We start from the raw sequence: 20,809 nt of genomic DNA on the forward strand, positions 1-20,809 counted from the left end.
ATATTATTCTTCTGCCGAATAAATAAGTTAGAGAAAATTACGGATAAAGTGAAACTTTAATCAGTGGGGGGATGTTCATCCCCACTGATTATTAGTTGAACCAATCGGGCTTTTACGGGCAGTTAATCTTCCAACTTCATCCCTGTATTCACTGGATTTTAAGGTGGAAGTTTTACAAGCCCGCAAATAGCGGGATAAAAATAGCCCGAACCATGCAGGGCATGATTCGGGCTTATATTCAGATTAGTAAGCTAAGCTGAATAGACCTTTAATGTGTGATAAGTAACGAACGTTACTTGCTTCTTTCATTAATGATGCTGGTAGGCCTTTAAGCGGAGTATTGCTTGCTCCGATTGTAGCAACAGCATCTTTACGTCCTAGACTAGCAAGTGTTCCAGAGTTTACAGGTGCGAACTCTTCGAATGCTTTGCCTTCTAGTGCTGCGTATAAGTTGTATCCAATTAACTCACCCATTTGCCAAGCGATCTGTGCAGTTGGTGGGTATGGACGACCGTCTTCAGCAAAGACAACAGCGCTGTCTCCAGCAACGAATACGTCTTTGTGAGAAGTAGATTGTAGGTGTGCATCAACTGTTGCACGGCCACGGTTTACTTCAAGACCTGATTCACCGATTAGTGGGTTACCTTGTACGCCGCCCGTCCAAACGAATGTGTTAGCAACAAGTTTTTGACCGTCTTTTAAGTCGATTTCATTGCCAGCAACGTTTGTTACAGGAAGACCAGTTAAGAATGTAACGCCGCGTGCTTCTAGGCTAGTAGTTGCACGTTCGATTAAGTGGTCTGGTAATACTGGAAGGATTTTAGGACCTGCTTCAACAAGAAGAAGTTTAACTTCTTTTGGATTTACGCCGTGGCTTTTTGCAAGTTTAGGCATAATGTCAGCAAGCTCACCAACTAGCTCAACGCCAGTTAATCCGCCACCACCGATTACGATTGTAGCATCAGCTTCGTTTTTCGTTTTCGCGTATTCACGAATACGGTCTTCAACGTGTTTGTAGATTTTATTTGCATCAGCAGCAGATTTTAATACCATGCTGTTTTCTTCTAGTCCTGGAATACCGAAGTAAGCAGTTTTACTTCCTAAAGCAACTACAAGTGCATCGTAAGATAAAGTAGTGCCGCCAGCTAGTTTAATTTCTTTGCTATCAACTGAGAATGACTCAACTGTTGCAATTTTAAGATCGATATCTTTACCTTTGAAAAGCTTTGTAAGTGGCATTGCAATTGCTTGCTCAGCTACGTTACCAGCTGCAAGGCGGTGTAGTTCAGTGATGATTTGGTGTGTTGGGTATTGGTTAATCACTGTAACTTGTGCTTCTGATTTACTGTAATATTTACGTACGTTTAAAGCGGCAAGAAGACCGCCATAACCAGCGCCTAAGATGACAATTTGTTTTGACATAGTATGATATCCCCCGTCTTTACTAATTGTTGTTATAAATTAAATTATTTATTGTTACGTTCTGCACTAATTTGAAGATATGCGTTCACAAAGCGGAACATTTTTTGTGCTTGTGGGTCTTTTAATAATTTTAACAGACCGAATAGGCCGATAACTTCGTTGCTTTCGTCAGCACGATCTTTCGCTTCGATTGCAGTTGCAGCCATGCTTTTCACTGTATCTTTTACAGGTTCTACAAGCTCTGTGATTGCACCAACAGTGTCGCTTTTTAATACTTCATCAGTAGCAACAGTTTGAGCGAAGTCATAAGACTTAGTTAAAATGTTAACAAGCTCAGTTAATTTTGGAAGCTGTTCTACTAGTGTAGTTAATGATTCTTGTACCTCAGGTTTTAACAACTGATCAAGTACATCAAGTTGTCCTTGGCTAGCAGAAATTTGTACAGTTTCTTGTTTTGGCTTTGTTTGAGTCATAGTTTCTGGCATCTCCAATTCTCCTTTACGATAGCAATACTCTTATTTTTTATAAGTAAGATAGTAAACGGTTACGAAACTTTATACAAAGTTTCACAAAACACAATAAAATGCCTTTAAATTTATGACAGCAAGTAAGCTGCAAACATAAATCTAAAACCATAACGTCTTACCTATTATTTATGAACTGTCCGATATATGGCTTGTCCGCATAATGGAAAGCTCCGTTACCGGAAAGTGTATATAATATATATCCTATATTATATACTATATACACCTATGTTAACATAAAAATGATTCCTAATTATTTGATATTGAGCGTATAACGTAGTACTGACAAGGTATGAAAGCGTATAAAATATTTTGTTTCAGTTAGAAATATACATATATAATAAGAAAAAAAGGAAAAAATGAACAAATTCATGTTCGTTTTTTCCTTTTTCCTATTATTCACCTTCTGCAATTAGCATTGATGTGTTACCTTCCTTTTCAAGATGGCATTCGCCCCAAGAACAAAGAGAATCAAGAATCGATTCTAAAGACCAACCGTAATCAGTAAGAGAATATTCTACTTTTGGTGGGACTTGATTGTATACTTTTCTTTGAATAACGCCGTCGTCTTCTAATTCACGTAATTGCTGCGTTAACATTTTTTGTGTAATACCAGGCATTGAACGTTTTAGTTCACTCGTTCTCTTTGTACCTTTCGTTAAGTGACAAAGAATAACAACCTTCCATTTGCCGCCGATAACTTCTAAGGTCGCCTCTACAGGAATATTGTATTTCTTCATATGAAACCCTCCTTTTGTGAGTAAAATAAGTTAAATCATACAAATGTTACTTTTTAGTACCTATAGCACTTTAAAGTACGTACTTTTTATCATGTTAAATATGTTTCATAATAGCACATGTGAGAAGCAAATGAGTAGTACGGTACCAAAAAGTGACTATGTTACTTTTTAGTGCCTATCGTACTTTAAAGTGCGTTCTTCAAAAAAAGAATGAAACCATTCATAATAGCATTTGTAGAGATTAAATATATTTTTTAGAAGATAAAAGGGCCTTTTTATCGCACTATTATGATTGGATTTCTTGTAATAAGGAGGAATTCAATTGAGTTCATATACAGTACCATCTTCCGAAGTCCAGACGAATCGAAGAAGTATGTTTGCTTTATTAGCACTAGCAATTAGTGCGTTTGGAATTGGGACAACTGAGTTTATTAGTGTCGGTTTATTACCATCCATTTCAAAAGATTTAAATGTTTCGGTGACAACAGCGGGTTTAACTGTTTCCCTATATGCGTTAGGGGCAGCGGTAGGAGCTCCTGTCTTAACAGCGTTAACGGCTAGTATGTCGAGAAAGACATTATTAATGTGGATTATGGTTATTTTCATTATTGGTAATGGCATTGCGGCAGTAGCAACAAGCTTCACTATATTAATTATCGCAAGGATTGTATCTGCATTTGCACATGGCGTGTTTATGTCGATAGGATCTACAATTGCAGCTGCAATCGTACCAGAGAATAAACGTGCTAGCGCCATTGCGATTATGTTTACTGGATTAACAGTTGCGACTATTACAGGTGTGCCAATTGGAACATTTATCGGTCAACAATTTGGCTGGAGAGCGTCATTTATGGCGATTGTTGTAATTGGAATTATTGCTTTTATTTCAAACAGCATACTGGTCCCATCTAATTTAAAAAATGGTGTACCTGTATCGTTTCGTGATCAATTTAAACTAATTAAAAATGGAAGACTGTTACTGGTTTTCATTATTACTGCACTAGGATACGGTGGAACATTCGTAACATTTACGTACTTATCACCGTTATTACAAGAAGTAACAGGATTTGAAGCAAGTACCGTTACCATCATTTTATTAGTGTATGGAATCGCCATTGCGATAGGGAATATGGTTGGCGGAAAATTATCGAATCATAATCCGATTCGAGCGCTATTTTACATGTTCTTTATTCAAGCGGTTATATTATTTGTTTTAACATTTACAGCGCCATTTAAAGTAGCTGGGTTAATCACAATTATTTTCATGGGACTATTCGCATTTATGAATGTTCCGGGGCTACAAGTATATGTAGTTATATTGGCAGAGCGCTTTGTTCCGAGTGCGGTTGATGTTGCTTCAGCAATTAACATTGCCGCATTTAATGCAGGGATTGCTCTAGGTTCTTATATAGGTGGCCTTGTAACGAATTCGTTAGGATTAATCCATACTGCTTGGGTAGGTGGCATTATGGTAGTAGGCGCTGTTATTTTAACAGCGTGGAGTATGACATTAGAAAAAAGAGATCAAGTAAAATAAAGTGAAACTTTAATCAGTGGGGGTGTTCTTCCACCAATGATTATTAGTTGAACCAATCGGACGTTTACGGGCAGTTTATTTCCCACTTAACGTCTTTGCTTCAGCCGAGTTTTGAAGTGGGAATTTTACTGCCCGTTAATGCGGGATAAAAGGAGAGAAAATAAAATGAAAAACTTACAAAGTAAAGCAGTATTAAATAATGGTGTAGAAATGCCTTGGTTCGGTTTAGGTGTATTTAAAGTAGAAGAAGGACCAGAACTTGTAGAAGCTGTAAAATCAGCGATTAAAGCAGGATACCGCAGCATCGATACAGCGGCGATTTACGGAAATGAAAAAGCTGTAGGTGAAGGAATTCGTGCAGGTATCGAAGCAACTGGTATTTCAAGAGAAGATTTATTCATCACTTCAAAAGTATGGAACGCAGATCAAGGATATGAAGAAACAATTGCTGCATACGAAGAGAGCTTAAAAAAATTAGAACTAGATTATTTAGATCTATATCTTGTTCACTGGCCTGTAGAAGGAAAATATAAAGATACATGGAGAGCGCTAGAAACACTTTATAAAGAAGGACGCGTGCGTGCAATTGGCGTAAGTAATTTCCAAATCCATCACTTACAAGATGTAATGAAAGATGCAGAAATTAAACCGATGATTAACCAAGTAGAATACCACCCTCGTTTAACGCAAAAAGAATTACAAGCTTTCTGTAAAGAGCAAGGTATTCAAATGGAAGCATGGTCACCACTTATGCAAGGTCAATTATTAGATAACGAAACATTACAAGAAATTGCTGATAAACACGGCAAAACAACAGCGCAAGTTATCTTACGTTGGGACTTACAAAATGGAGTGATTACAATTCCAAAATCAACGAAAGAACACCGTATTATTGCAAACGCTGATGTATTCAACTTTGAATTAACGAAAGAAGATATGGAAAAAATCGATGCTTTAAACGAAAATCACCGTGTTGGTCCAGATCCTGATAACTTCGATTTCTAAGATTAAAGTAGAGAAAAAGAGTGCAAATCATTTGCACTCTTTTTTTTGTTGTGTTTATGTATAAAAAAATTTTCTAACTAAATACTACTTATTAGTAAATTGTTATTTCATAAGGGGTTGTAAACATGAATATAAAGCAATCGTTCAAACTTTTAGCTGTTTTTTTAAGTGTTTTATTTGTGTTATTCCCGCTTCAAAAAGCATTCGCAGAAGTTATGGATCATACAAAGTATGAAATGGATTGGAGTTATAGTAAGTCAAAGAAGAAACCAATCCGAACAGAGCTTATTAAAACGGCAGATGGAAAAATTGCATTTTGCTTAAATGTAGATTTGAAATCTCCAAGCGGTCAAGATTTACCGGAAATGGGAAAAGTGGATGTTAACGTGTACCGTGTACTATTAAATGGATATCCACAAAAGAGCCCGCAAGAATTAGGTGTTTCCGATTGGAGAGAAGCACATTATGCAACACAGCTTGCAGTATGGAATGCATTAAAACAAATCGATATTAACGATTTAGATTTCCGTAATAAAAACGTAGAGAAAGTAACGAAAGATATAGTTGCAAAAGCAAATGCGAGTGAAGAGTTACAAGAAATTACGATGAGTGTAACTCCTACAGAAGAACAAGAAGCAGTATTGAAAAATGATTTCTTTGAAACAGGTTTATATACAGTAGAAACAAACGCGAAAAGTGGAACGTATAAAGTACAAGCTACAGGTGCACCACAAGGCGCGAAGTTTGTAAATGAAAAAGGCGAAGCAAAAACTGAATTTAATGTAGGAGAAAAATTCCGCATTTTAATTCCGAAACAAACACCAGCTGGTGGATTTAGCTTTAAAGTATCGGGGAATTTAACGAAATTACAAGGTATTGCACATAAAGGAACGCCAACGATTCAAAATGCGGTTGTATTACTTGAGCGTAGTGAAGAGAAAACGAGCCCAGAGTTAGCGGTAAGTTGGAAAAAAGCAAATGGTCATGATAATAAACCAAATAAACCCTATACACCAAATGAACCACATAAACCGAATCAATATAACAGATGATAAAAAAAGCTCGTAAACATTATGTTTACGAGCTTTTTCTATTATTCAGCTTCAGAAACAACTGTGAAGCGTTCGTTCACATGTTTTGGATTTTCGATTTCATCAAGTGCTGCAACTGCGAAGTCTTCGTAACTTACGTAGCTATCACCTTTTGAGTTCACAAGAAGGTTGTCTTTTCCGGCTGTATAAGAGCCAGTGCGTTTTCCTAATGCGAATAGTGCAGAAGGGCTGATAAATGTCCAAGTGATGTCATTTATTTGTTGCAAGATTTCTAAGTTTTTACCTTGGTTTTGAGCAGTTGCAAGGTATTCATTTGGGAAACCTGGTGTATCAAATACACGTGTTGTTTTCTCTTCGTCTACAAATAAGCTACCAGCTCCACCAACTACAAGTAATTTTGTATTTGGTGCACCTTTCACAGCTTCAATAAGTACGTTTCCTGCATCTACGTGAAGGTGTTCTTGACCTGCTGGAGCACCAAATGCATTTACAATTACATCAAATACTTGTAGGTCGTTAGATGTAAGAGCGAATACATCTTTCTCTAAAACTTTCACATTTTCTTCTGTAATTTTTGCAGCGTTTCTTACGATTGCAGTTACTTCATGTCCACGATCTAATGCTTCTTTTAAAATGCGACTTCCTGCTTTTCCGCTTGCTCCGATAATTCCGATTTTCATAATAAATCCCTCCAAAGTGTTTTGTTAAAGTGTATATCTAAAAATAAATAAATTTAGTGTAATTAGGTTTGTTACAACCTGTTGTAATCATTATAGTTACAGGTTTGTATTTTTGTCAATGGCGTTGTTTATGAAATTATTTTTTGTTTTAGTATGCGCAGCTAGTGAATGTGAAGTCATAAAAGAGCATTGAATCCGCCTTGTGGACCCTAATATTTGGAAGTTGTAAAGTGTCGAAAAATGTTGATTTTTGAATATTTTTTGAATATAATTCGGTTTATGGATAAAAGGAGGGGGATAATTGTATGAATATGTTAGAACAATTCGTTTCATCAACGAATACAATTCTTTGGTCATATATTCTTATTGCAATGTTAATTGGTTTAGGGCTTTATTTTTCTATTAAATTAAAATTTGTACAAATTACTCATTTAGGGGAAATGGTTCGATTAATGAGTGATGGTTTAACTGGAAAGACACGTAAAAAGGGAAGTGTATCGTCATTCCAAGCGTTTTGTATGAGTTCAGCAGCTCGTATCGGAATCGGGAACTTAGCTGGTGTAGCACTAGCTATTTCTATGGGAGGACCTGGAGCAGTATTTTGGATGTGGGTTATTGCGATTATCGGGGCGTCTTCAAGTTTCGTAGAAAGTACGCTTGCGCAAATTTATAAAATAAAAGATGGCAGTGGCTTCCGTGGTGGTCCTGCTTATTATATGGAAAAAGGTTTAAATAAACGTTGGATGGGAATTTGGTTCTCTATCCTTATTACAATTAGTTACGGTTTAATTTTCAACTCAGTACAAGCAAATACAGTTACATTAGCATTTAAAAATGCATTTGGTATTGAGCGTTATGTTGTTGGAATCGTATTAGCGGTATTAGTTGCGGTTATTATTTTTGGTGGTGTGAAAAGTATTGCGCGTATGTCAGAAATGATTGTTCCGCCGATGGCGATTATTTATATTGCAGTAGCTGTTTTCGTTGTTATTAAAAACTTCTATTTAATACCGGATGTTTTCACAGAAATCTTTAAAGGTGCATTTGGTTTAGATTCAGCTGTAGGTGGCGGTATTGGTGCTGCAATGAAGTTTGGTATTCAGCGCGGATTATTTGCGAATGAAGCAGGTATGGGTAGTGCACCGAATGCGGCTGCAACAGCGGATGTAACACATCCAGCTAAACAAGGATTTATTCAAACAATTGGAGTATTAGTAGATACATTTTTAGTATGTACATCAACAGCATTTATCGTACTATGCTCTGGTGCATATAAAGCAACAAATTTAGAAGGTATTGAATTAACACAAAATGCATTAAGTTCACAAATCGGTCCATGGGCGAGTAGTTTCTTAGCGATTATTATCTTCCTATTTGCTTTCAGCTCACTTCTAGGAAACTACTATTATGGTGAAACGAATATTGAATTCATTAAACAAAGTAAAACTTGGTTAACAATTTACCGTATTGCGGTAGTGGGAATGGTATTATTCGGTTCTGTTGCGACGCTTCAAGTTGTATGGAATATGGCAGATTTATTTATGGGTCTAATGGTAATTACAAACTTAATTGCGATTACACTTCTTGGGCGATTCGCGTATGCAGCATTAGTGGACTATGTGAAACAAAAGAAACAAGGGAAAGATCCAGTATTCAGTGCAGATTCTATCCCTGGTTTAACGAACACAGAGTGTTGGGATAAGCCGGCGGTAACTGATAAAGAAAAAGCAGTATAATAAAAAAACGAGCATCGAGATGAATTCGATGCTCGTTTTTTTGTTGTGATTAATGATATTAAGGCTAAAAGATGATTGAGATAATGTCTATAATAAATGCGTATGTTATAATTGTTGACATTACCATGTTATAAAATCTAACATGTTTTTGTCGAAAATTCTTGATTACTAAAAGTTTTTAGAATATAATTTTCTTATTGTTAGGAAGAGGGGGCAATACAAGTATGGATTTTTTAGCTAAGGTAATTGGGGATGTGAATAATGTCCTTTGGTCATATATCATTATTGCGATGTTAATTGGATTAGGACTTTACTTTTCGTTTCGTGTGAAATTTGTCCAAATTCGTTACTTCGGAGAAATGATTCGCCTACTTGGGGACGGGGCGAGTTCAAAGACAAGAAAAGCACAAAAAGAAAAAAGTGGTGTATCATCATTCCAAGCATTTTGTATGAGTACAGCTTCTCGTGTAGGGACTGGTAACTTAGCTGGTGTAGCTATTGCAATCTCAGCGGGTGGTCCAGGTGCTGTATTTTGGATGTGGTTAATCGCGGTAATTGGGGGTGCCTCTGCATTTGTAGAGAGCACATTAGCGCAAATTTATAAAGTAAAAGATGGGAATGCATTCCGTGGTGGCCCAGCGTATTATATGGAAAAAGGGTTGAAAAAACGCTGGCTAGGGGTTGTCTTCTCTGTTTTAATAACAGTGAGTTTCGGATTAATTTTCAATGCCGTGCAGTCAAACACAGTAGCGGCGGCTTTTGATGGAGCATTTAACACAGATGGTAAGTTTGTAGGTCTGTTTATGGCTGGTTTACTTGCAATCATTATTTTTGGTGGGGTTAAGCGAATTGCACGTGCGGTTGAAATGATTGTTCCAGTAATGGCAATTATATATGTAGCAGTTGCATTATTCGTTGTTGTAACAAACATTACGGCAATTCCATATGTATTTAAAGAAATTTTCTTACATGCTTTCGGAATTAAAGAAGTAGTAGGCGGGGGATTAGGAGCTGCGATTTTACTAGGGGTAAAACGTGGATTATTCTCAAATGAAGCTGGTATGGGTAGTGCGCCGAATGCAGCTGCGACTGCAAACGTAACGCACCCAGTTAAACAAGGTTTCATTCAAACTTTAGGGGTATTTACAGATACATTATTAATTTGTAGTTGTACAGCATTTATTATTTTATTATCAGATGTGCATAATGCAGCTGATCTAAATGGTATTCAATTAACGCAGCAGGCGTTAAGCCAACATATCGGCCCATGGGCTTCTATATTTGTAGCAGTGGCAATCTTCTTATTTGCATTCAGTTCATTAGTAGGTAACTACTACTATGGTGAAACAAATATTGAGTTCTTAAATGGAAGTAAAGTGCTATTAAATGCATACCGCATTGCTGTACTTGGTATGGTTATGTTAGGGTCTGTAGCAACAATTCAAATCGTTTGGGATTTAGCAGATTTATTCATGGGGATTATGGCTATTATTAACTTAGTGGCGATCGTATTCCTTTCTAAGTACGCTTTCGCGGCGTTATCAGATTATATTAAGCAAAAGAAACAAGGAAAAGATCCAGTCTTTTACGCAAATTCTATTCCAGGCTTGAAAAATACAGAGTGCTGGGAAGAGCAAGTAGCAGATAAAGAAAAAGCGGTATAATGAGGTGAGCATCAAGTGAAACTTGATGCTCATTTTTTATTGGTTCAGCTATTTGTGTGAAGTAAAACTCTCGCTCATTAAAGTTTCACTTTATAATGCAAAAGACGAACATTAATGAATGCTTTATAATAAAATGTATTTTTTTTAAGAAAAGTGCGGATATGAGTTGTGATTTATGTTAGAATGGAAAATGCCTTTGAAATAAGAGGTTTTATGATCTTTTCTATCCGATTAAAGCTTTCGGAGGAGAAATGGAAAGTTCGGATTATTTCTTATTTTGAGTGGTCAGACGTTCAACGTTAATGAAGAGTTAAATGGAGGATTTTATTAATGAAGTTTGTTATGTTTCTTGTAGGATTACTTGTTGTATTTGTACTCGGTTTTCTTATAAGTGCCGATCGAAAGAAGATTAAGTATAAACCAATCGCAATTATGCTTGTTATTCAGCTAGCGCTATCTTATTTCTTATTAAATACGCAAGTTGGTTATATTTTAGTAAAAGGAATTTCAGATGGATTTGGCGCGCTTCTTGGATATGCGGAAGCTGGAATCGTTTTCGTATTTGGTGGCCTTGTTAATAAAGGAGAGGTTTCATTCTTCTTAACAGCACTATTACCAATCGTATTCTTTGCCGTTTTAATCGGAATTTTGCAACACTTTAAAATTTTACCGATATTTATTCGCGCTATTGGTACTTTGTTAAGTAAAGTAAATGGTCTAGGAAAACTAGAATCATATAATGCAGTAGCAGCTGCCATTGTTGGGCAAGCAGAAGTATTTATTACAGTAAAAGATCAATTAAGTAAAATCCCAAAACACCGTTTATATACATTATGTGCATCTTCCATGTCGACAGTATCAATGTCAATCGTTGGTTCTTATATGAAAATGATCGAACCGAAATATGTAGTAACAGCACTTGTATTAAATTTATTTAGTGGTTTCATTATTATTCATATTATTAATCCGTACGATATTACGGAAGAAGAAGATACACTGAAGTTAGAAAATAAGAAAAAGCAGTCATTCTTTGAAATGTTAAGCGAATATATTATGCTTGGTTTCACGATTGCGATTACGGTAGCAGCAATGTTACTTGGGTTCGTAGCATTAATTACAGCAATCAATAGCTTGTTTGATTCAATGTTCGGTATTACATTCCAAGCTATTTTAGGTTATATTTTCTCTCCATTAGCATTCGTAATGGGCATCCCGCAATCAGAAATGGTAACAGCGGGACAAATCATGGCAACGAAATTAGTATCGAACGAATTTGTTGCGATGCTTGATCTAGGAAAAGTAGCTGGTGATTTATCAGCTCGTACAGTTGGTATTCTTTCGGTATTCCTTGTATCATTTGCAAACTTCTCATCTATCGGAATTATTGCAGGTGCAACGAAAGGGATCGATGAAAATCAATCAAACGTTGTTTCATCATTCGGATTACGACTTGTATACGGTGCGACATTAGTAAGTCTTTTATCAGCGATTATCGTTGGTGTTATGTTATAAAGAAGGATGGTCCTAGTTCATAGCTAGGGCTATTTTTTATGGTTAAATTACATAAAAAAACCAATTAATTAGGAATATATTAACATATAAAAATCTTTTAAAATTTATATTGCATTTCGCCTAGATAACGCTTACAATTTGATTTGTAGGTGGTATCAATTTCAGGCTTTCAAGTATGGTAGGAGAGAAGAGGCTACCTTTTATAAATTGCAATTTATGTAAACGCTTACTGATTTTAGTTAACAGTTTAATAGTATTTAGGGGTTTTAAATTTTTTTAACAATAATGGTCAGACGTCATTCGTTATACGTTATACGACCGATAACTCGTGGGAGAAGTGGAGGATTCACACATGAAGATAGTAATGTTTCTAGTCGGTTTACTTGTAGTATTTGTACTAGGTTTCCTTATAAGTTCAGATCGTAAGAAAATTAAATATAAACCAATTGCACTTATGCTTGTAATTCAATTGGTACTTGCGTATTTCTTACTAAATACAAAGATCGGATTTGTATTAGTAAAAGGGATTGCAGATGGATTTGGCGCTATTTTAAAATTTGCGGAAGCTGGGGTTAATTTCGTATTTGGTGGTCTAGCAAACGATGGACAAGCACCATTCTTCTTAACAGTATTATTACCAATTATTTTCTTAGCGGTATTAATTGGGATCCTGCAACATATTAAAGTTTTACCGATTATCATTCGTGCAGTCGGTTTCTTATTAAGTAAAATTAACGGTTTAGGAAAATTAGAATCATATAATGCGGTAGCAGCTGCAATTGTTGGTCAAGGTGAAGTATTCATTACAGTAAAAGATCAACTAAGCAAATTACCGAGAAATCGTTTATACACACTTTGTGCATCTTCAATGTCAACGGTATCGATGTCAATCGTCGGTTCTTATATGAAAATGATTGATCCAAAATATGTAGTAACAGCACTTGTACTAAACTTATTCAGTGGATTCATTATCGTTCATATCATTAATCCATATGATGTGAAAGAAGAAGACGATATTTTAGAATTACAAGAAGATAAAAAGCAAACATTCTTTGAAATGTTAGGCGAATATATTATGCTTGGTTTCTCTATCGCTGTAACAGTAGCGGCCATGTTAATCGGTTTCGTAGCATTAATTACAGCAATTAACGGTGTATTCGATTCTATTTTCGGAATCACATTCCAAAGCATTTTAGGATATGTCTTCTCACCATTAGCATTCGTAATGGGTATTCCAACATCAGAGATGCTACAAGCAGGACAAATTATGGCAACAAAATTAGTAACGAACGAATTCGTTGCAATGCTTGATTTAGGTAAAGTAGCTGGTGATTTATCAGCTCGTACAGTAGGTATTTTATCCATCTTCCTTGTATCATTTGCGAACTTCTCATCTATCGGAATTATCGCAGGTGCAACGAAGAGTATCGACGGAAAACAAGCAAACGTTGTATCTTCATTCGGATTAAAACTTGTATACGGTGCAACGTTAGTAAGTATATTATCAGCGATTATCGTTGGGGTTATGCTTTAAATAAAATAATAAAGAAGTCGTTTATCTTTCACTTAGAGGATGAACGGCTTTTTTATTTTGGTATGATAAATAATACAGAGAGGGGGAATTAGGTTGAAAGAACAGGATATTTTAAAGGAACTTGATGAGGTTATAGATAACATTAATCGTTTAACTGGAGAAGATGCTAGGGCGTTTTTGAAATTCATACATGGATATTTAAGCATAGTAGAAGAAGGATTTGGCTAAGCTTATTAAGCTTAGAGAAGAACAAATTAAAAAATCACCTTAATTCATTCATTAAGGTGATTAAAAGTATTATTCAGCTGGAGGCGTAAATGTACGTTTCTCTAATTCAGCATCTAGCATAAATAGTGCGTTTGAATCGCTTGTAATACGTTTTAATTTTTGAATGATGCTATCGAATGAAGCTTCTTCTTCTACTTGCTCATCAACGAACCATTTTAAGAATGTAATTGTTGCGTGCTCACGCTCATCCCAAGCGATATCAGATAAGTTGTAAATACGCTTCGTTACTTCACGCTCGTGCTCAAGTGCAACTTCAAAAGCGTTCAGTACAGATTCATATTCGTTATTCGGATTATCAAAGCCAGTAATAATAGCGCGCTCGCCGCGGTCATTAATGTAGTTGTAAAGCTTCATTGCGTGGAAACGCTCTTCTTCAGCTTGTACAAGGAAAAAGTTAGCGAATCCATCATAGCTCTCAGCTGTACAGTAAGCAGCCATTGCCATATAAGCATGGGCAGAGTAAAATTCAAAGTTCATTTGATCGTTTAGTGCGTCGTGCAATTTTTTAGATAACATAAAATCCCCCTTATTATTGTGACAAGAATATTATATCATAATTGATAATATTCTCATTTAGATGTTTCGAACCTTTTCGAAAGCTTTGTGACGTGTGCTTCCATAATGTCTTGTAAATCTAAATCATATTTTTGTGAAAGAATAATAAGATTAGATAGTACATCACCAAGTTCTTCTTTTAGTTCTTGTTTTAACTCTTCTTCTGTTTTCGCGTCTTCATCAGGGCGATCACGGCCAATTTCAATAGCGCGAACAACTCGTGAAACTTCCCCAACTTCTTCAGTTAAGAAATTTAAGCGAATAAAGGCATTATACTGTGACCAGCTTCGTTTTTCGTAAAATTCCTCAACCCATCTTTGAAATGCAACGATATCCATTTCTTCCTCATCCCTTCAATATGTTGTACAATGTCAATTGTATCATAACAATATATAGTTTCGGGGTGTAGGAATGAGAAAGATTTGTGTGTTTGCAGGTTCCAATTTAGGGGAGAGAACAGAGTTCAAAGAGCAGGCGATTGAATTAGGGAAAATGTTTGTTGAGAACGACTATGAGCTCGTATACGGTGGTTCATGTGTTGGATTAATGGGAGAAGTAGCAAATGAAGTTCTTCGCTTAGGTGGACGTGTAACAGGTGTTATGCCACGCGGTCTATTCCGAGGAGAGATTGTGCATACAGGATTAACAGAACTAATTGAAGTAGAAACGATGCATGAGCGCAAGGCGAAAATGGCAGAGCTTGCGGATGCTTTCATTGCATTACCAGGTGGATATGGAACGTTTGAAGAGCTATTTGAAGTTGTCTGTTGGTCACAAATTGGTATACATAATAAGCCGGTTGGTTTATTGAACATAAAAGACTTTTACGGACCAATTTTGCAAATGGTTGAACGTGCAGCAGAAGAAGGCTTTATGAATCCATCGAATAAAGAGTTAATTGTTTCCGCTGAGACGGCAGATAAACTAATTCATGAAATCCAAAATTACGAACGTCCTGTCTTGGGGACGAAGTGGAAGCAATTATCATAGTACGTTTTTATAGCGATTTATAGAAACACATGTCTTTTTTATCGTAAAAAGACATGTGTTTTTAATTTAGTTAAATATATTAATGTTAGGATATAGTGTTTTTGGGAAAGGAGAAATAGATGGAGGAGTTTGTGTATTTACATCCTGTTTTTAAAAGTATTTTAGCAGCGTCTATTCTTGTTATGCTAATTGTTTTAAGGCAGAAGAAAGAGTTGATTAATGAATTTTCGCTTTGGTTTATTTCGGTTATATGTATTGGTGTTTCTGCGATAACACTTGTTATGCTAGGATTTATTGCTGATGAATATAGTTTAGGTGGCGATGTGCAGTCTTCTAATATGTTTATTGGGATTGTTTTGATCAGTGGTCTAAATTTCGTTATTTACTATAGACGGAAATAAAAAGGAAGGCATTCCATATTACTTTGGAATGCCTTTATCATTTTGATTACTTTGTTTTTTATACAGGTACCAGCCACCCCAGCCGCCACCAATCGCTACAACAACGAGGAACGCATAGTCTTTAACCTCGACACGTATATTGAAAATATTAGCTATGAGTAAGAGAATCCCAACTGTGATTAATGCAAAAAATGCTCTAATTAAGTAGTCTTTCAACTGAACCACTCCCGTCATTTAAGTAGTAAATGATGAATTTGGAAAAGCTTTTTGGATCTATTTTACTAAAGGGTGTTTCCTATATTTTAACATAAAAGAGATTGTAATATATTGATAAAAGTAGGAGAGAAGGGTGCTATTATTGTCGTGAATTGTCGGTAAATCGATATATTGGAAAAATCGCTGATAAATTTGACGGAATCGCCGATATAATTGGAAAATCGCTGATATATTTAATGGAATCGCCGATATAATTGAAAAATCGCTGATATAAATTTCATGTACTGATACGCACAACAACTCCATAAAAAAGAAGCGACTCTAAACGAGCCGCTTCTGCTTTAACTTTATTATCTAGCTCCAGCGGCTAGAATCTCCGGTCATTTCGCTCTCTCGCTCGAAGCAAAAAGCGATTCAAGGTCGAGAGCTCCAATGTCCTGCGATTCTGAACGAGCCGCTTCCGCTTTTAATCTTATCCAGCTCCAGCGGCTAGAACAGTCGGTTGTTTCACTCCTTCATTCGAGGCAAAAAGCGCCTCGTAATCAGGAGTTCCAACACCCTCCTGTTCTGAACGAGCCGCCTTCGCTTTTAATCTATTATTGATTCAAGAACGCACGTAGCATCCAAGCGTGTTTTTCTAGTTCTGTGTAGATGCCTAGTAGTAGGTCAGATGTCATTTCGTCGTCAGATTCTTGAGCGATTTCCATACCTTTTTTCAGTTCGCCTAGCATCATTTCGTAGTCTTTCATGATTGCTTCGACCATCCCTTCTGCAGTTTCTCCGTAAGCTGCTTCTTGGATAGAAGATAGTTCTAAGTATTCTTTCATTGTTGCTACTGGTTTGCCGCCAATTGCTAAAATGCGTTCTGCAATTTCATCGATGTGAGTAGCTGATTCTGTGTAAAGCTCTTCAAATTTCTCATGTAATGTGAAGAATTGAGGCCCTTTTACGTACCAATGGAAGTTGTGTAGTTTTGTGAATAAAACGCTCCAGTTTGCTACTTGTTTGTTTAATGCTTCGATTACTTGTTTGTTCATTATGATCAATCTCCTTTTGAGTTATTATGTTATATCAATTACTAATTTATAATAATTATAATCTAGTGATTTGTATAAATCAACCCTTTTGCTGGAATTAATTTGAACAAATTATGAACTGTTGTAAATAAAAATCCCTATTACGTTGAAGTAATAGGGATTTTTATTGATATCTAGCTCCAGCGGCTAGAACGTTCGGTGGCTTCACTTTTTCCTGCGAGGCAAAGGGCGCCTCGCAGGAAAAAGGCGCCTCTACGTCAAAAGCTCCATCCTCCTCACATTCTGAACGAGCCACTTGCGCTTTTATTTACTACACAGCCTGCTGTTTTTCTGCTGAATCCTGTCCATCCCAGCACTCTGTATTCTGTAAGCCAGGGATAGAACTTGCAACGAAAACAGGATCTTTTCCTTCTTTCTTTTGCTTTATATAGTCTACTAATGCCGCGTAGGCAAACTTGCTAAGGAATGAGATGGCAATTAAGTTTGTAAATACCATTAGTCCCATAAAGAAATCCGCTAAACTCCAAACCGTTTGAAGGGCAGCGATAGATCCGAAGAAAACCATTCCGACAACTGCAACACGATAAATCAGTAACCATGTTTTGCTTTCTTTAATGAATGCGATATTTGTTTCACCATAATAGTAGTTTCCTAGTAAAGAACTGAAAGCGAATAGGAAAATAATAATCGCTAAGAAAGTACTTGCCCACGGCCCAATTTGTGAACTTAATGCTTGTTGTGTTAATTCAATACCTTCTAAATTCGATCCTTTGTAAAGTCCAGAACATAATACGATAAATGCTGTTGATGTACATACTAAGAATGTATCTACGAAAACACCTAATGCTTGAACAAGTCCTTGTTTTACAGGGTGAGATACATCTGATGTTGCTGCTGCATTAGGAGAGCTACCCATACCTGCTTCTGTCGCGAATAAACCGCGCTGAATTCCGAATTTGATTGCTGCTCCAATACCACCAGCGATAGCTTGGTCTAAACCAAATGCGCTGTTAAATATTTCTGTAAAAATGCTTGGTAACATATTGAAGTTGTTAATAACGACAAAAATAGCCACACCAATATAAACAATCGCCATTGGAGGAACAATCATTTCTGTAATACGTGAAATGCTCTTGATACCCCCAAAAATAATAACTGCAACTAATAAAGCTAATAGAGCTCCTACGATTGTTCGCTCTAGTCCAAAAGCATTTTCAAATGCTATTGTTACCGTGTTTGCTTGTACAGAATTGAAAATTAATCCGTACGCAACTGTAATAAGAAGTGAAAACCAAACACCCATCCAGCGTTTGTTTAACCCTTTTTCCATGTAATATGCTGGTCCACCACGGAATCTGCTTCCATCTTTTACTTTATAAATTTGCGCGAGAGTACATTCTACAAAACTAGTAGCTGCTCCAAGGATAGCGATAAACCACATCCAAAATATTGCGCCAGGTCCACCCATTGAAATGGCTAATGCTACACCAGCTAAGTTCCCGATACCAATACGTGCTGCTGCACTTAAGCAAAATGCTTGGAATGGAGAGATGCTATCTTTCTTTTTTTCTTTTCGATTAAATCCTTTACTAATTAAACTGACCATCTCACCGAAATGAGTAATTTGGACAAATTTTAATTTGAAAGAGAAATAAAGACCGAAGCCGATTAACATTGCAATAAGAATATATGACCATAAAATATTATTCGTTACCTCAAGGAATCTGCTAAAGATATCAACCATATAATACACTTCCTTTTTTTCGTAATAAGAAAATTATATGCAAAAAATATACCAGAATCAATTTTTCTAAAAAATTATGTTACTTAAAAGTATTTTATGTTATGATTATGTTACATCGTAATATTTTTAGAATTATTTACATTTTAAAAAACTAAATTTAAAGCGAAAAAGAGGGGATAATTTGAAAGAAGAATCTTTATTGAAAGTAAGTCTTAAGAGTTTGAAAATGAGAAGTAATTTATTTTTCATCATTACATCTTTAAGTATCTTTTTAGGAGCCACTTATTATTACAATAAAAGATTTCCAAATCACAGGTATCCTGAATGGTTAGAATTTCTAAAATTGATTGGATGAATAAAAGACAGAAAAACAGAAAATTCAAATAAAAATTGTTATGGAGGAGCTAAATATGAATATTAGAGAAAGTGAACTTCCGGGTATTGGTTACAAATTTCAAATCGTTACGAAAGGTAACGAAAAGATGGTGATTGTCATTCATGATGATGGGCGTAGAGAAATGTATCATTTTGATTCAGACCATGAAGAAAGCATCTCAAGTATTTCATTACGTGACTCAGAGGCAAGACAAATTGCAGCAATATTAGGTGGAATGGTATACAAGCCTAGAGCATTAGAAAATGTTGAAATGGTCTTTGAAGGTTTAGCGATTGAGTGGTTTAAAGTAGAGAATACAGCTCCAGCAATCGGAAAAACAATCGGTGATCTTGAAATAAGAAAAACATATAGCGTAACGATCATTGCAGTTATGAAAAAGAATATGAAAAAGCTATTTAATCCAGGACCAGAAACAGTAATTGAAGAAGGAGATATGCTTGTAGTTTCGGGTGAGAGAGAAGAAATTAAAAAAATTATTAATGAGTTACTTTCGAATAGGGGGACTGACTAGATGGATACTTTAATTTTTGAAGTTGGTACAGCTTTAGTTTTAGTAGCAATTGCGGCAGTAATCGCTGGAAAGTTTAAATTCTCAGTAATACCTTTTCTAATTGTTCTTGGCATGTTAGTGGGACCGCATGCGCCGACAATAGGTGTTATCGATCTCAAATTTATTGAAAGTGCAAGTGTAATTTCCTTCCTTGGAAGGATTGGAGTTCTGTTCCTTCTGTTCTATCTAGGCCTAGAGTTTTCGATGAAAAAACTAATTAAATCTGGACGTTCTATTGCGATTGGCGGAACGATTTATATTTTAATTAACTTTTCACTTGGATTATTATATGGATTTATAATGGGCTTCCCTTTACTTGAAATCTTAATTATTGCGGGTATTATTACGATTTCTTCTAGTGCCATCGTTGCTAAAGTGTTAGTGGATTTAAGAAGAACTGGTAATAATGAGACCGAATTAATATTAGGAATTATTATGTTTGAAGATATATTCCTTGCTGTATATTTATCAGTTGTTTCTGGTTTAGTTCTAGGGGATCATGCTTCCTTCTTAGGTGCTCTCACTTCGATTGGAATTGCTTTAGGATACATGCTTCTATTCTTTATTGTGGCTAGAAAGGCTACGCCGTTATTAAATAGATTGCTCAATATTAGTTCAGATGAAATTTTCATTATTGTAGTATTTGCTTCGTTGTTCTTTATCGCTGGTTTTTCAGAAACAATTCACGTTGCCGAAGCAATTGGAGCACTTCTTTTAGGATTAGTTTTCTCTGAGACAGAGCATAGTGACAGAATTGAACATCTCGTTGTTCCATTTAGAGACTTTTTCGGAGCTATTTTCTTCTTCAGTTTCGGATTAAGTATTGATCCGTTTTCATTAGGCGGGGCGATATGGTTAACGTTAGGTGCTGTCCTTCTTACAATCATCGGAAACTTTGTAGCAGGAATGATTGCAGGAAGACAAGCTGGATTATCTCATAAGGCGTCAACAAATATTGGATTAACAATTGTTTCAAGAGGAGAATTCTCCATCATTATGGCTAATATCGGTATTGCTGGTGGTTTAATGTCAGTATTGAAACCATTCTCGGCACTATATGTGCTTATACTATCCATTTTAGGTCCACTTCTTACGAAAGAGTCAAAGAATGTATATAAATTTTTAAATAAAATCTTTAAGTGGGATACGAAGACTAGATAAATTTTAAAAAAATAAAAGTACAAGATATTTACTGCTTGTACTTTTATTTTTTGCAATGAAAACA

General features: G+C 35.9%; 21 protein-coding genes. 12 read left to right on the forward strand and 9 right to left on the reverse strand.

The window, feature by feature from the left end:
* Nucleotides 1-243: 243 nt before the first annotated feature.
* From ACP6L7_RS30455 to ACP6L7_RS30465, 3 genes are all read right to left on the reverse strand, one after another.
* Nucleotides 244-1,422 (reverse strand): NAD(P)/FAD-dependent oxidoreductase, encoded by a 1,179-nt coding sequence (locus tag ACP6L7_RS30455; RefSeq protein WP_000043193.1) that lies wholly within the window; start codon nt 1,420-1,422, stop codon nt 244-246.
* Between the two features lie 44 nt (nt 1,423-1,466).
* Nucleotides 1,467-1,907 carry a DUF1641 domain-containing protein gene (locus tag ACP6L7_RS30460; protein ID WP_430529620.1) on the reverse strand — a complete coding sequence of 147 codons (441 nt, stop codon included), beginning with the start codon at nt 1,905-1,907 and terminating at the stop codon, nt 1,467-1,469.
* A 434-nt stretch (nt 1,908-2,341) separates the two neighbouring features.
* Nucleotides 2,342-2,686 (reverse strand): winged helix-turn-helix transcriptional regulator, encoded by a 345-nt coding sequence (locus ACP6L7_RS30465; protein ID WP_000760481.1) that lies wholly within the window; start codon nt 2,684-2,686, stop codon nt 2,342-2,344.
* A 373-nt stretch (nt 2,687-3,059) separates the two neighbouring features.
* Between ACP6L7_RS30465 and ACP6L7_RS30470 the strand changes: the two genes are divergently transcribed.
* From ACP6L7_RS30470 to ACP6L7_RS30480, 3 genes are all read left to right on the forward strand, one after another.
* The gene (locus tag ACP6L7_RS30470) at nt 3,060-4,223 is read left to right on the forward strand and encodes an MFS transporter (protein WP_170960993.1); all 1,164 of its coding nucleotides are present in this window, start codon (nt 3,060-3,062) and stop codon (nt 4,221-4,223) included.
* A 165-nt stretch (nt 4,224-4,388) separates the two neighbouring features.
* Complete coding sequence (locus ACP6L7_RS30475) at nt 4,389-5,228, forward strand: aldo/keto reductase (protein WP_098774723.1); 840 nt, start codon at nt 4,389-4,391, stop codon at nt 5,226-5,228.
* Nucleotides 5,229-5,353: 125 nt separating this feature from the next.
* Nucleotides 5,354-6,280, forward strand: a complete 927-nt coding sequence (locus ACP6L7_RS30480; RefSeq protein WP_097832133.1) for a thioester domain-containing protein — start codon at nt 5,354-5,356, stop codon at nt 6,278-6,280.
* A gap of 41 nt (nt 6,281-6,321) precedes the next feature.
* On the opposite strand, the gene ACP6L7_RS30485 is transcribed toward ACP6L7_RS30480, so the two are convergent.
* Entirely contained in the window at nt 6,322-6,960 is a 639-nt protein-coding gene (locus ACP6L7_RS30485; RefSeq protein ID WP_430529621.1) for an NAD(P)-dependent oxidoreductase, read from the reverse strand.
* A 305-nt stretch (nt 6,961-7,265) separates the two neighbouring features.
* Between ACP6L7_RS30485 and ACP6L7_RS30490 the strand changes: the two genes are divergently transcribed.
* The 5 genes from ACP6L7_RS30490 to ACP6L7_RS30510 all read left to right on the forward strand — a co-directional run bounded on the left by ACP6L7_RS30490 (nt 7,266) and on the right by ACP6L7_RS30510 (nt 13,634).
* On the forward strand, nt 7,266-8,696 hold the full coding sequence (locus tag ACP6L7_RS30490; protein ID WP_430529622.1) for an alanine/glycine:cation symporter family protein: 1,431 nt from the start codon (nt 7,266-7,268) through the stop codon (nt 8,694-8,696).
* Between the two features lie 224 nt (nt 8,697-8,920).
* The gene (locus tag ACP6L7_RS30495) at nt 8,921-10,360 is read left to right on the forward strand and encodes an alanine/glycine:cation symporter family protein (RefSeq protein ID WP_097832136.1); all 1,440 of its coding nucleotides are present in this window, start codon (nt 8,921-8,923) and stop codon (nt 10,358-10,360) included.
* Nucleotides 10,361-10,690: 330 nt separating this feature from the next.
* On the forward strand, nt 10,691-11,872 hold the full coding sequence (locus tag ACP6L7_RS30500; protein WP_097832137.1) for a NupC/NupG family nucleoside CNT transporter: 1,182 nt from the start codon (nt 10,691-10,693) through the stop codon (nt 11,870-11,872).
* Between the two features lie 352 nt (nt 11,873-12,224).
* Complete coding sequence (locus ACP6L7_RS30505) at nt 12,225-13,406, forward strand: NupC/NupG family nucleoside CNT transporter (RefSeq protein WP_097832138.1); 1,182 nt, start codon at nt 12,225-12,227, stop codon at nt 13,404-13,406.
* Between the two features lie 93 nt (nt 13,407-13,499).
* A complete protein-coding gene (locus ACP6L7_RS30510) occupies nt 13,500-13,634 on the forward strand; it encodes a hypothetical protein (RefSeq protein WP_255290739.1) in 135 nt (44 codons plus the stop codon).
* Between the two features lie 69 nt (nt 13,635-13,703).
* On the opposite strand, the gene ACP6L7_RS30515 is transcribed toward ACP6L7_RS30510, so the two are convergent.
* Both ACP6L7_RS30515 and ACP6L7_RS30520 read right to left on the reverse strand, forming a co-directional pair.
* A complete protein-coding gene (locus ACP6L7_RS30515) occupies nt 13,704-14,210 on the reverse strand; it encodes a ferritin (protein ID WP_000949392.1) in 507 nt (168 codons plus the stop codon).
* 53 nt (nt 14,211-14,263) lie between these two features.
* Nucleotides 14,264-14,587: a MazG nucleotide pyrophosphohydrolase domain-containing protein gene (locus tag ACP6L7_RS30520; RefSeq protein ID WP_001990794.1), complete on the reverse strand. Its 324-nt coding sequence runs from the start codon at nt 14,585-14,587 to the stop codon at nt 14,264-14,266.
* A gap of 73 nt (nt 14,588-14,660) precedes the next feature.
* Between ACP6L7_RS30520 and ACP6L7_RS30525 the strand changes: the two genes are divergently transcribed.
* Both ACP6L7_RS30525 and ACP6L7_RS30530 read left to right on the forward strand, forming a co-directional pair.
* The gene (locus ACP6L7_RS30525; RefSeq protein ID WP_098362029.1) at nt 14,661-15,239 is read left to right on the forward strand and encodes an LOG family protein; all 579 of its coding nucleotides are present in this window, start codon (nt 14,661-14,663) and stop codon (nt 15,237-15,239) included.
* Between the two features lie 119 nt (nt 15,240-15,358).
* On the forward strand, nt 15,359-15,640 hold the full coding sequence (locus ACP6L7_RS30530; RefSeq protein ID WP_097832140.1) for a hypothetical protein: 282 nt from the start codon (nt 15,359-15,361) through the stop codon (nt 15,638-15,640).
* Between the two features lie 18 nt (nt 15,641-15,658).
* Here ACP6L7_RS30530 and ACP6L7_RS30535 read toward each other — a convergent pair whose 3' ends face one another.
* The 3 genes from ACP6L7_RS30535 to ACP6L7_RS30545 form a co-directional block, all read right to left on the reverse strand.
* Nucleotides 15,659-15,856, reverse strand: a complete 198-nt coding sequence (locus ACP6L7_RS30535; protein ID WP_000656312.1) for a hypothetical protein — start codon at nt 15,854-15,856, stop codon at nt 15,659-15,661.
* A 596-nt stretch (nt 15,857-16,452) separates the two neighbouring features.
* Complete coding sequence (locus tag ACP6L7_RS30540) at nt 16,453-16,893, reverse strand: Dps family protein (protein ID WP_097832142.1); 441 nt, start codon at nt 16,891-16,893, stop codon at nt 16,453-16,455.
* Nucleotides 16,894-17,203: 310 nt separating this feature from the next.
* Nucleotides 17,204-18,637, reverse strand: a complete 1,434-nt coding sequence (locus tag ACP6L7_RS30545; RefSeq protein ID WP_097832143.1) for an alanine/glycine:cation symporter family protein — start codon at nt 18,635-18,637, stop codon at nt 17,204-17,206.
* A gap of 410 nt (nt 18,638-19,047) precedes the next feature.
* Between ACP6L7_RS30545 and ACP6L7_RS30550 the strand changes: the two genes are divergently transcribed.
* Nucleotides 19,048-19,545: a cation:proton antiporter regulatory subunit gene (locus ACP6L7_RS30550; protein ID WP_001026076.1), complete on the forward strand. Its 498-nt coding sequence runs from the start codon at nt 19,048-19,050 to the stop codon at nt 19,543-19,545.
* On the forward strand, nt 19,546-20,745 hold the full coding sequence (locus tag ACP6L7_RS30555) for a cation:proton antiporter (protein WP_002129832.1): 1,200 nt from the start codon (nt 19,546-19,548) through the stop codon (nt 20,743-20,745). It begins immediately after the preceding gene.
* The last annotated feature ends 64 nt before the right edge of the window (nt 20,746-20,809 follow it).

The organism is Bacillus silvicola (assembly GCF_050524305.1).
Lineage (GTDB): Bacteria > Bacillota > Bacilli > Bacillales > Bacillaceae_G > Bacillus_A > Bacillus_A cereus_AT.

Bases quoted from the DNA above. Each gene is read 5' to 3' on its own strand.
- ACP6L7_RS30530 (WP_097832140.1), top strand. From the start codon at position 15,359: ATGGAGGAGTTTGTGTATTTACATCCTGTTTTTAAAAGTATTTTAGCA.
- ACP6L7_RS30455 (WP_000043193.1), bottom strand. From the start codon at position 1,422: ATGTCAAAACAAATTGTCATCTTAGGCGCTGGTTATGGCGGTCTTCTT.
- ACP6L7_RS30500 (WP_097832137.1), top strand. From the start codon at position 10,691: ATGAAGTTTGTTATGTTTCTTGTAGGATTACTTGTTGTATTTGTACTC.
- ACP6L7_RS30550 (WP_001026076.1), top strand. From the start codon at position 19,048: ATGAATATTAGAGAAAGTGAACTTCCGGGTATTGGTTACAAATTTCAA.
- ACP6L7_RS30505 (WP_097832138.1), top strand. From the start codon at position 12,225: ATGAAGATAGTAATGTTTCTAGTCGGTTTACTTGTAGTATTTGTACTA.
- ACP6L7_RS30525 (WP_098362029.1), top strand. From the start codon at position 14,661: ATGAGAAAGATTTGTGTGTTTGCAGGTTCCAATTTAGGGGAGAGAACA.
- ACP6L7_RS30515 (WP_000949392.1), bottom strand. From the start codon at position 14,210: ATGTTATCTAAAAAATTGCACGACGCACTAAACGATCAAATGAACTTT.
- ACP6L7_RS30490 (WP_430529622.1), top strand. From the start codon at position 7,266: ATGAATATGTTAGAACAATTCGTTTCATCAACGAATACAATTCTTTGG.
- ACP6L7_RS30545 (WP_097832143.1), bottom strand. From the start codon at position 18,637: ATGGTTGATATCTTTAGCAGATTCCTTGAGGTAACGAATAATATTTTA.
- ACP6L7_RS30460 (WP_430529620.1), bottom strand. From the start codon at position 1,907: ATGCCAGAAACTATGACTCAAACAAAGCCAAAACAAGAAACTGTACAA.
- ACP6L7_RS30470 (WP_170960993.1), top strand. From the start codon at position 3,060: ATGTTTGCTTTATTAGCACTAGCAATTAGTGCGTTTGGAATTGGGACA.
- ACP6L7_RS30540 (WP_097832142.1), bottom strand. From the start codon at position 16,893: ATGAACAAACAAGTAATCGAAGCATTAAACAAACAAGTAGCAAACTGG.
- ACP6L7_RS30555 (WP_002129832.1), top strand. From the start codon at position 19,546: ATGGATACTTTAATTTTTGAAGTTGGTACAGCTTTAGTTTTAGTAGCA.
- ACP6L7_RS30480 (WP_097832133.1), top strand. From the start codon at position 5,354: ATGAATATAAAGCAATCGTTCAAACTTTTAGCTGTTTTTTTAAGTGTT.
- ACP6L7_RS30520 (WP_001990794.1), bottom strand. From the start codon at position 14,587: ATGGATATCGTTGCATTTCAAAGATGGGTTGAGGAATTTTACGAAAAA.
- ACP6L7_RS30495 (WP_097832136.1), top strand. From the start codon at position 8,921: ATGGATTTTTTAGCTAAGGTAATTGGGGATGTGAATAATGTCCTTTGG.
- ACP6L7_RS30485 (WP_430529621.1), bottom strand. From the start codon at position 6,960: ATGAAAATCGGAATTATCGGAGCAAGCGGAAAAGCAGGAAGTCGCATT.
- ACP6L7_RS30475 (WP_098774723.1), top strand. From the start codon at position 4,389: ATGAAAAACTTACAAAGTAAAGCAGTATTAAATAATGGTGTAGAAATG.
- ACP6L7_RS30465 (WP_000760481.1), bottom strand. From the start codon at position 2,686: ATGAAGAAATACAATATTCCTGTAGAGGCGACCTTAGAAGTTATCGGC.